Origin of the sequence: Duganella sp. Root1480D1 (assembly GCF_001427305.1) — a bacterium.
Classification (GTDB): Bacteria; Pseudomonadota; Gammaproteobacteria; order Burkholderiales; family Burkholderiaceae_D; genus Rugamonas.
This window is the reverse complement of sequence record NZ_LMFZ01000018.1, coordinates 1-9,260: the sequence shown is the minus strand read 5'-3', so window position 1 is coordinate 9,260 and position 9,260 is coordinate 1. Positions and strand designations below refer to the sequence as shown.

At 63.5% G+C, this 9,260-nt stretch carries 10 protein-coding genes; 3 read left to right on the top strand and 7 right to left on the bottom strand.

Features of this window, described 5'->3' with window-relative positions:
* Positions 1–12 precede the first annotated feature (12 nt).
* Complete coding sequence (locus tag ASD58_RS17305; RefSeq protein ID WP_057262444.1) at positions 13–462, top strand: hypothetical protein; 450 nt, start codon at positions 13–15, stop codon at positions 460–462.
* A gap of 6 nt (positions 463–468) precedes the next feature.
* Here the strand turns inward: ASD58_RS17305 and ASD58_RS17300 are convergent, their stop codons facing one another.
* Positions 469–1,404 carry a zinc-dependent alcohol dehydrogenase family protein gene (locus ASD58_RS17300; protein ID WP_057262443.1) on the bottom strand — a complete coding sequence of 312 codons (936 nt, stop codon included), beginning with the start codon at positions 1,402–1,404 and terminating at the stop codon, positions 469–471.
* A gap of 108 nt (positions 1,405–1,512) precedes the next feature.
* On the opposite strand from ASD58_RS17300, the gene ASD58_RS17295 reads away from it, so the two are divergent.
* A complete protein-coding gene (locus ASD58_RS17295) occupies positions 1,513–2,391 on the top strand; it encodes a LysR family transcriptional regulator (RefSeq protein WP_057262441.1) in 879 nt (292 codons plus the stop codon).
* On the opposite strand, the gene ASD58_RS17290 is transcribed toward ASD58_RS17295, so the two are convergent.
* On the bottom strand, positions 2,388–3,389 hold the full coding sequence (locus ASD58_RS17290; protein WP_057262439.1) for an aldo/keto reductase: 1,002 nt from the start codon (positions 3,387–3,389) through the stop codon (positions 2,388–2,390). The genes ASD58_RS17295 and ASD58_RS17290 overlap by 4 nt on opposite strands.
* Before the next feature lie 101 nt (positions 3,390–3,490).
* On the opposite strand from ASD58_RS17290, the gene ASD58_RS17285 reads away from it, so the two are divergent.
* Entirely contained in the window at positions 3,491–4,396 is a 906-nt protein-coding gene (locus tag ASD58_RS17285) for a LysR family transcriptional regulator (RefSeq protein ID WP_057262437.1), read from the top strand.
* Between the two features lie 91 nt (positions 4,397–4,487).
* Here the strand turns inward: ASD58_RS17285 and ASD58_RS17280 are convergent, their stop codons facing one another.
* The 5 genes from ASD58_RS17280 to ASD58_RS31675 all read right to left on the bottom strand — a co-directional run.
* Complete coding sequence (locus tag ASD58_RS17280; RefSeq protein ID WP_057262435.1) at positions 4,488–5,849, bottom strand: thioredoxin family protein; 1,362 nt, start codon at positions 5,847–5,849, stop codon at positions 4,488–4,490.
* Positions 5,850–5,852: 3 nt separating this feature from the next.
* Positions 5,853–6,419, bottom strand: a complete 567-nt coding sequence (gene folE / locus ASD58_RS17275; protein WP_028102807.1) for a GTP cyclohydrolase I FolE — start codon at positions 6,417–6,419, stop codon at positions 5,853–5,855.
* Positions 6,420–6,468: 49 nt separating this feature from the next.
* Positions 6,469–7,281: an NAD(+) diphosphatase gene (gene nudC, locus ASD58_RS17270; RefSeq protein ID WP_057262433.1), complete on the bottom strand. Its 813-nt coding sequence runs from the start codon at positions 7,279–7,281 to the stop codon at positions 6,469–6,471.
* A 45-nt stretch (positions 7,282–7,326) separates the two neighbouring features.
* Positions 7,327–8,088, bottom strand: coding sequence for a hypothetical protein (locus ASD58_RS17265; RefSeq protein ID WP_057262431.1), 762 nt, complete (start codon positions 8,086–8,088; stop codon positions 7,327–7,329).
* Positions 8,089–8,161: 73 nt separating this feature from the next.
* A partial coding sequence (locus ASD58_RS31675; RefSeq protein WP_082565488.1) for a hypothetical protein occupies positions 8,162–9,260 on the bottom strand: 1,099 nt, incomplete at its 5' end.

Sequence of the window (9,260 nt, the reverse complement as noted above, 5' to 3'; positions counted from 1 at the left end):
GCCTATCGCCCAATGCGCAAGATCCTGACTGTGGTGCCGCTGTTTTTGCTGGCTGGCTGCGTTAATGATTCCGCAACCTTCTATGCGGATGGCACGCGCGAACACACGCTGACCGTGCGCCGGCAGCAGGAGTTTTTCTGGAAGGAAGATGCGCAGTACACGCTGATGGCTGCGCGCCTGCCGGATTGCCAGCGCGCCATTCCTTTGGGCGAGATGCCTCTGGAAGGATTGGAATTCGAACTGTTCGCCAGCGGCGATAACGTCTGGAGCCTGCGCGCCGGCAAATACGTCTGGCAGGTGGAGACCCAGGGCTGCACCCTGGTCTCCGAAGGCGGCAACACCACCGCCTCCGGGACCAGGCTCGGGACTTACACGGCGGAGAGCAAGAAGTCGAAGATGCGCTTCGATGCGGAGGCTACCCCGGCGGCTCCCGCGCCTGGTACAGCACCTGCGCCGCAATAGTCCGCTTCAGGCGATGTCCACCACCACCTTGCCTCCTCCCGGCGCGGCATGCGCCTGGTTGGCTTCGGACAGGGAGAAACGGCCCGGGTTCAGTTGCACGGCGAGCTTGCCCGCATCGACCAGCCGCGCAGCTTCCCGCAGGATGGCGCCATGCGCGGCGCGTCCTTTGCCGGACAAGAGCGGAAGCAGGGTAAATACGCCGGAGTAAGTCGCCGCACGGAACGACAACGGCGCCAGGGCATGCGTCCCCCAGCCAAGACTGCTCACCACATGCCCGCCATATGGGCGCACCACACGGAACGACGCGTCCAGCACTTCGCCGCCGATGGTGTCGTAGACGATGTCGAATTCTTCTCCCTCCAGCTGCTCGATGAAGCGGGCGCCCATGCCTTCGATCAGTTCGCGCTGGGCAGCCCTGCCGGTAGCCGATACGGCCGCACCGTGCGCCAGCGCCAATTGCACGGCCATGCGGCCTACGCCGCCAGCGCCGCCCTGCACCAGGACTGAGTCGCCCGCTTTCACGCGGGCGCGGTCGACCAGCCCTTCCCAGGCGGTGATGAAGACCAAGGGAAGGGCCGCCGCCTCACGCAAGCTGATGCTGCGCGGTGCATGCGCCAGCAGGCCGGCGTCGACCGCTGCGTATTCCGCCAGCGAGCCCTGCACGCCGCCTACGCCGCCCGTCATGCCGAAGACCGCATCGCCTGCTGCAAACCCGGCAACACCTGGCCCGACCGCTTCCACCACGCCCGCCATGTCGATCCCCAGGACTGCCGGCAGCGGCATGCGCGCATGAGCGGCCTTGCCTGCGGCGATCTTGATGTCGAGCGGGTTGACGCCGCTGGCGTGGATGCGCACCAGCACCTGCCCCGTGGCTGGAACCGGCTGGGGGATATCGGCGAGGACCAGTGGCTGGCCGGCGGTTTCGAGGATCATGGCTTTCATGTCAAGGACTCCTGTGCGTTTCAATGACAGCCAGTGTATGCAGCGGGTGCGCCGGGAAAAACAGGGCCGGGCTGCAAACAGAATCCACGAATTGTGGATAATGGCGGCATGGACAAACTTGATGCCCTGCGCGTGTTTTGCGCCGTCGTGGAAACGGGCGGCTTTTCGCGCGCAGCGGAAAAGCTCGGGATCTCGACATCCTCCGTCACGGCGCAGGTCAACGGGCTGGAAGCGCATTTCCACGTCAAGCTGATGAACCGCACCACGCGCAGCATGTCGCTGACCGGCGAAGGACGCGAGTGCTATGAGCAAGCCCAGCGCCTGCTTGCCGGCATGCAGGAACTGCAAGCGAACCTGCAACAGTCAACGCAGGAGCCGCGCGGCACCTTGCGCGTGAATATGCCCGGCCTGGTGTCGCGGCTGCATGTCGCGCCGGCCCTGCCCCAATTCCTGGCGCGCTATCCCGGCATCACCGTGCAGGCCAGCGCCAGCGACCGCATGGTGGATATGGTGGACGAAGGCTACGACGTGCTGCTGCGGCTGGGTGATGTTGGCGATCCACGTCTGGTGGCCCGGCCACTTCTGCAGACGCGCTTTGTTTGCTGCGCATCGCCCGCCTTCGTGGCGAAGCATGGTACGCCCACTGTTCCCGAAGAACTGGCGGGCTTCGATTGCCTGCATTTCATCCTGCCTCGTGCCGGCCGCCTGCGCGGGTGGCAATTTGCGGATGGCGCGGTGTTCACGCCGCCGTCGCGCGTTTCTTTTGACCACGTTGATTCGCTGGTCGAGGCCTGCAAGGCCGGTGCGGGCATCGGCCAGTTCCTGTCGCTGTCGGTGGAAGATGAATTGCGCAACGGCACGCTGGTCCCGCTTCTGGCTGACTACCTGGTTGCGGGACCGACGCTGACCGCCCTGTACCAGCAGCGGCACCAGCGTGCCGCCAAGGTGCAGGCCTTCATCGACTTTCTTGGCGAAGTTTTCGCTTAAGCTGCCTTTTCACTGTCGAGATGCGATAGCTGGTAGTCGTTGTAGCGGCCGCCGGCAGCGGCGCCTTGCGGCACGATCAGTTCCAGCGCTTCCAGATCGGCTTGCAGCAGCACCGCGTCGAGCGCGCCCAACGCTTCCTGCAGGCGGCTGCGGGTGCGGGCGCCGACCAGGGGCACGATGTCGGAGCCCTGCGCCATCACCCAGGCAATTGCCAGTTGCGCCACGCTGATGCCCTTGACTTGCGCCACCGCGCGCATGCGCTCCACCAGTTCCAGGTTGTGCTTCAGGTTTTCGCCCTGGAAGCGCGGGCTGTGCAGGCCACGGTAATCCTGCTCGCCTTCGCGCTGGGCGGTCCAGTGGCCGCTGATCAAGCCACGCGACAGCACGCCATATGCGGTGATGCCGACGCCCAGTTCGCGCGCCGTTTGCAGCAAGCCGTTTTCAATGCCGCGCGAGATCATCGAGTACTCGATCTGCACATCGGTGATCGGGTGCACGGCATGCGCCCGGCGCAGGGTGTCGGCATTCACTTCGGACAGGCCGACGTGGCGCACATGGCCCTTGCGCACCTGTTCGGCGATGGCGCCGATGGTGTCCTCGATGGGCGTGGCGGGATCAAGGCGCGATGGGCGGTAAATGTCGATGTAGTCGGTGCCCAGGCGGCGCAGGGAGTAGGCCAGGAAGTTGGCCACGGCTTGCGGGCGCGAATCGTAGCCGATAAAGCCGCCGTCCGGATCGCGCAGGGCGCCGAACTTCACGCTGACCTGTACCCGCTCGCGGTTGCGGCCCTGCAGCGCCTCGCCCAGCAGCATCTCGTTATGGCCCATGCCGTAAAAGTCGCCGGTGTCGAGCAGGGTCACGCCTGCGTCCAGCGCGGAGTGGATGGTGGCCAGGCTTTCGGCGCGGTCGGCCGGGCCGTACAGGTCGGACATGCCCATCAGGCCCAGGCCGAGCTGGGAGGTTTGTGGGCCGGTGCTGCCAAGTTTGCGGGTTTCCATGTGAAGTCTCCAGGTGGGGTTTCGATGGAGACCATTGTGCTATTATCGAATGCAATAATAAATGCGGCATTCACTACATCTTTATTCGATAACAGATAACAATGGACCAGTTCAAGGCCATGCAGGTCTTCCTGGCGGTGGCCGACAGCAAGAGCTTCACCCAGGCCGCCGAACAACTCGACCTGCCCCGCCCCACCGTCACCAATGCCGTGCAGGCCATCGAGCAGCAGCTCGGCGTGCGGCTGCTCCAGCGCACCACGCGCAAGGTCAGCCTGACCGTTGAAGGACAGCTTTACGTGGAGCGCTGCCGCACGCTGCTCAATGAGTTGGAAGACATCAATGCCCTGTTCCTGACCGATGGACGCAAGCCTTCAGGCACGATCCGGGTCGACCTGCCGGAGCGTATTGCGCGCTTGAGCGTGATTCCTGCGCTGCCGGACTTTTTCACGCGCTACCCGGAAATCAAGATCCGCGTCGGCGCCAATGACCGCATGGCGGACCTGGTGGGGGAAGGAATCGATTGCGCGGTGCGCGCGGGGGTGCTGCGGGATTCGACCCTGGTGGCAAAGCCGCTGGGTGCGATGACGCAGGTGAATGTGGCCTCGCCGTCCTACCTGGCGGCGCATGGCACGCCGCAGACGCTGGAGGATTTGCGGGAGCATTGGGCGGTCAACTATTTCTCGAGCCAGACGGGGCGCGATTTGCCCTGGGAGTATGTGGTGGACGGGGAGGTGCGGACGCTGTCGGTGCGCAGCCGGGTGTCGGTGGGGAGCTCGGAGGCTTACTTGGGGGCCTGCCTGGCGGGGATTGGCTTGGCGCAGATTCCGTTGCCGGGGATTGAGGCCTTGCTGGAGCGGGGGGAATTGGTGGAGGTGCTGCCGGAGTGGCGGCCGGCGCCGATGCCGGTGTCGATTATCTACTCGCACAACCGGCATCTTTCGCCGCGGGTTCGCGTGTTTGTGGATTGGCTGGGGGAGGTTTTGAGGCTGGGCAAAGAAAACCGGTAAACCGGTGTCTGACCCACAGGGTCAGACACCAGACCTGCGACGGCCGCGTATCAGTGTCAGACCCTGCGGGTCTGACACTGGTTTACCGGTTTTAGATGCCCGCCCGCAGCGCATCCCCCAACGGCAAGCCCGCCGGCAACTTGGCCAACAGCTTCTGCGCCTGCGTCAAATTGCGCTGCTTGAACCCATCCGGCGCATTGGCAAAATCCTGCGCCAGCCCCGCCGCCGCAGCCTCGATCCGCGCCCCATCCCCCGGCGTGGTATCGATCAGCGCCGACAGGTAAGTCACGCCCCACTGGATACGGGTCGCCGGGCCAACCGCGGACCGCCAGGCCTTCTCATACCAATCCAGCATCCCCGGCAAATCCGCGCGGCGCTTGGCCGCGGACGCCAGGCTCAATTTGAAATAGTACGGCGCATGCGACTCCGTCAGCACCGACTGCAGCAAGGCCTCCGCCTCCGCATGCAGCCCAGCATCGTTCAGCGCACTGGCAGCCGTGTTGATCAGCGTATGCCGGCCATACTTGTCATCCACCAGCGCCAGCGCCTGCTGGACACGCGTCTGCACAAGCTGCGGCAAGCCTTCCGCCACATAACCCATGCGCGACATGCGCACTTGCAGGCGCACCGCAGTCAAGCGGTCCGGTGCCGACAACCACATATCCTCCGCCCACACCTGCGCCGCCTGCGCCATGGCAGTGGCCAGTTCAGCGTGACGTGCCGGCGCTGCGCGCACCAACTGGTGGCCGGTGTTGCCGAAGATGTCCATATTTGCGCGCGCTACATGCGCATCGCCCAGCACCTTCAACAGGAATTCAGGCGACGAAGCATCGACCACGCGGCCAGCCTGCGCCACCATCGCATGCAGGCGCAGGCGCGTGGCGGCATCTTCCACCTGGCGCGCCGCAGCCGGCGCTTCGCCGGTCACCGCTGCGGCGGCCAGTTGCGACAGGGTGGTCAATGTCACACCCAGGTCGCGGCCGTGCAGCAGCACGCCTTCATCGGTATCCCAGGAATAATTCGACAGCAGCGTCCATTCGGACGGCGACAAGGCACGCGTGCCATCCAGCGCCGCAGCCATCGATTCGCCCGCCGTGTGGCCGGCAAAACGCGCCGCCATCAGGGCTTCGCCAAACAGTTCGCCATCGAGCTCGCACGGCAGGCGTGTGATTTCGCTGCCATCCGGACGGTACATCACCATGGTCGGATAGCTGCGCAGCTTCAGGCGCGCCGCCATCGCTTGCGCGTTTGGGCTGTCGCCATCGAGCTGCATCGCCACCATGCTTTGCAGCTTGGCCGGGAATTCTTCACGGCCAAAGATCTCGAACTTGACCCGGTTGCACGGCGGGCACCATACGGCGCCCCAGTACAGGAACAGCGGACGGCCGGCAGCGCGGGCTGCTTCCAGTGCGGCGTCGAAACCGCCTTCGAACCATTCGATAGCGTCAGCCATGGATCAGGACTCGCGAGCCAATGCCAGGAATTCGGTGCGCATTGCCAGGTTAGGCTGCAGTTCGCCCAGCATGGCGGATGTCACCGTCTCTTCGCCTGCGGTGCGGATGCCGCGCGATTCCATGCACAGGTGGCGGCACTTGACCACCACACCTACGGCCTTCGGCTCCAGCACGGTCATCAGCGCTTCGGCGATTTGCATGGTCATGCGCTCCTGCACCTGCAGACGCTTGGAGAACACGTCCACCAGGCGGGTCAGCTTGGACAAACCGACAATCTTGCCATTTGGGACATAACCCACGGTAGCCTTGCCGAAGAACGGCGCCAGGTGGTGCTCGCAATGGCTGTACACCGGGATGTTCTTCACGACGATCAGTTCGTTGTACTGTTCGGCGCCATCTTCGAATGCCTTCAGCACCTCGGCCGGATCCTGGCCATAGCCAGACACCCAGTGCTTCCACGCCTTGTGGACGCGGTGCGGGGTTTCGATCAGGCCTGGACGATTCGGGTCTTCGCCCAGGTGCTCCAGCAGGCGGCGCCAATCGTCTTCGGTGAATACTTCTTTAGTCATGATTGCAAGGACCGTGAAATGTGGAATCTAATCCACCAGTATACAGCGTTCAGGGGCGGTTCGCTGCCAGCAGCTCGCTGGCGATGGAAACCGTATGCGTCAGTGCTGGCCACTCGTCTTCCGGGCCGAACCAGCGCGCGTCGCTGATTTCGTTGGGGTCGGTAACGATTTCGCCATCCAGGTATTCGGCGGTGAAAGCGATCATCAGGGAATGCGGGAAAGGCCAGGACTGGCTGCCGAAGTATTTCAGGTTATGCACGCGCAGGCCGACTTCTTCGAACACTTCGCGATGCACAGCCTCTTCCACCGACTCGCCGGCTTCCAGGAAGCCCGCCAGCGCGGTGTAGCGCTTGTAGGGCGAATTGGCATGCGCGGCCAGCAGGCGTTGCCTGCCCTTTTTGATCAGCACCATCATGGCCGGAGAAATGCGAGGATAGGCGAGGTGGCTGCAGGACGTGCAGCGCATGGCGCGTTCGCCGGGCGCCAGCAGCATCGGCGAGCCGCAGGCGCCGCAAAAGCGGTGGGTACGCGCCCATTCGGCGATCTGGAAGCCGCGCCCCGCTACGCCGAGCAAGCCATCGTCCACTGCGCCGAACAAGGCGCGCAAGCTGAGGTAGGCGTGGCCCGGCAGCGGCGGCGTGTCGTGCGGCGCCTGGGCCACCTGCCAGTATCGCCCTTCCCAGGTACCCAGCGGCATGGCCCCGGACAACTCCAGCCCGACTGCGACCAGTTCCGCATGCGGCGGCAGGGCCAGGCCGTCCTCCCGCAGCAGCAGCCGGTCTTTGTGGAAGACCAGCGTCTGGATATCGGCAGCGGGGGCGGATTGGATCAGGGGCAGGAAACCGGCAGGGGTCTGTAGCATGGCGTTTAATATAGTCTTGGCAACAGGCCGATGATACTTGAACTTCTATCGCGGCGAGCGAATGGCCTCGATTACCTGCGCCGCCTTCAGCTTCTTGCCGATCTTGTGGCCGGCCCGTTTGAACTCACCCAGGGCGCGTTCAATCTCGGCTTCGTTCGGCTTCACTGGCGACAGCGATTGGGCGAGCAGCGGCACGATTTCCTTGCGCATGAAGCGTCCCCCGGCGGCGAGCAGCTGCCAGATAAGCAGGCCAAAGCCCGCCACCAGGCCAAGCAGGAAGCCCGGCGGGCCGTATTCCGGCGAGATGGCTCCACCAATGGCGGGAACGAGGAAGCACAGGCCGATGCCGCCGGCAATTGCCAGCGCAACACCGCCATCCATACGCATCGTTGCGAAGTGCCTTTCCACTTTGGGCGACAGCAGGTTGAACGGAGAGAAAATCAAGCCCATCCGTTCTTCCGCCGACAGCAGGTGCGGCGCGGTCTGGACCCGCACTTCGAGGGCCAGGCGCTGCTCGAGGGCCGCATCCAGGCCGGGGAAAGTCTCGCGTTTCAGGCTTTCCAGCGAACCCGAGCTTTTCGAAATGCCGGCGTAGGCGTTCACGTCGGCTTCGCTGAAGGCACCGCAACTGGTGCAAGCACGCTCGTGGCCGACCAGATTGCCTTCGCCAAAGCTGATGTAATAGACGTGGCCGACCGAACCGAGACGGGTCATGCGAAATGCCCGAGGCACGCGGCAAACACCGCAAAAGTCCGCCACATAGCCCAGTGTGCGGCGCGTAATCTTGCGGCCCCAGACGATGAACATGATATTTTTCCTAAGGGAAATAAATATCAAATCATGAAGTGCCGTGTATTTCTTGTCAATTACAAATATTGCTCTACTTCTTCTTTTGTTGCATATAGAGCAGCCAGGGCAGGGCCACCAGCACGGATAGCCACGGGAAGCGGGCGATGAGGTTCGCGCAAGCGAGGATCAACAGGCTAAGTGCCGCAATGGCAACGGCAAGAGCGATGCGGCTGGTCCACTTGCCCCCTGCAGGTGCCTCCACTTCGGCGGCCGGCATGGCCACAACCAGTTCTGGCTCGGGCGGAAGCGTCGGCGGCGGTTCCTGCAGTCGGCGTAACAGTTGCTTTTCTTGTTCGGTAGCGCCCGCATCGTTCGCGCAGCGCAAGTGCACCTCGCCAATCCAGCTTCTCAGACGTTCGCCCCAATGGTCAATGGCTGCCGCACCGGAGGCATCCGCATAATGATAGGGGCTGTTCTCGTTCTTAGTGTGTGTGTCGTTGTCGAACTTGGCCTGCTCCCGGTACAGCGTTGCCAGCACCCGGTGCGACAATGATGCCTCCGGAGCGACGAATAGCGGCAGCTCCTTCGGAGACTCGCAGTCCGGCAGGCGGACAGAGAAAGGGCGCGCCGGCACGTCGGATGATGGAACCTGGATCTCAAGATCGGCAGCAATTGCACCAGCCAGCTCCTGCCAATCGGTGAACGGCACATCAAGCTTCCCCGGCCGCTTTTCCATGCCCCGGTAACAATCAAGATCGCCGGCGTAAGCCGCCGCACTTGGAAGCAGGAAATCCAGCCACACGGGCTGCTCTTCACGTGTAGTCCAAGCCTGGTAGCCATCGGGATAATGGACCACGATCACATATATGGCTGGTTGAGCAACCTTGAGTCCAAGGCCTGCCGCGGGTTGCAGCGACAGACGCGTGGCCCCGGCCATCGCCAGCTTGCCCAGCCATTGTGTGAAGTCGTCCGCCAACAGTTGGTTGGTTTCATGATCCCTGAATTGGAAGCGCGCGCCAAAGAAAACCCCATGGCGGTACCAGTCCTCAAGTGCCAATTCCTTGCACAGAAATTGGCTACCGTAACTTACCAAGTCCGGTCTGAATAATTCAAATTCCGTTGGCGCGTAGCCGGCATGGTGCGAAGGCCAAGGCAGCGCATTCGCGGGCTTGATCCCATCCAGGCCACAG

Excerpts from the sequence above, each read along its gene's own strand:
- ASD58_RS17305 (WP_057262444.1), top strand. The coding sequence starts at position 13 with ATGCGCAAGATCCTGACTGTGGTGCCGCTGTTTTTGCTGGCTGGCTGC.
- ASD58_RS17300 (WP_057262443.1), bottom strand. The coding sequence starts at position 1,404 with ATGAAAGCCATGATCCTCGAAACCGCCGGCCAGCCACTGGTCCTCGCC.
- ASD58_RS17295 (WP_057262441.1), top strand. The coding sequence starts at position 1,513 with ATGGACAAACTTGATGCCCTGCGCGTGTTTTGCGCCGTCGTGGAAACG.
- ASD58_RS17290 (WP_057262439.1), bottom strand. The coding sequence starts at position 3,389 with ATGGAAACCCGCAAACTTGGCAGCACCGGCCCACAAACCTCCCAGCTC.
- ASD58_RS17285 (WP_057262437.1), top strand. The coding sequence starts at position 3,491 with ATGGACCAGTTCAAGGCCATGCAGGTCTTCCTGGCGGTGGCCGACAGC.
- ASD58_RS17280 (WP_057262435.1), bottom strand. The coding sequence starts at position 5,849 with ATGGCTGACGCTATCGAATGGTTCGAAGGCGGTTTCGACGCCGCACTG.
- folE (WP_028102807.1), bottom strand. The coding sequence starts at position 6,419 with ATGACTAAAGAAGTATTCACCGAAGACGATTGGCGCCGCCTGCTGGAG.
- nudC (WP_057262433.1), bottom strand. The coding sequence starts at position 7,281 with ATGCTACAGACCCCTGCCGGTTTCCTGCCCCTGATCCAATCCGCCCCC.
- ASD58_RS17265 (WP_057262431.1), bottom strand. The coding sequence starts at position 8,088 with ATGTTCATCGTCTGGGGCCGCAAGATTACGCGCCGCACACTGGGCTAT.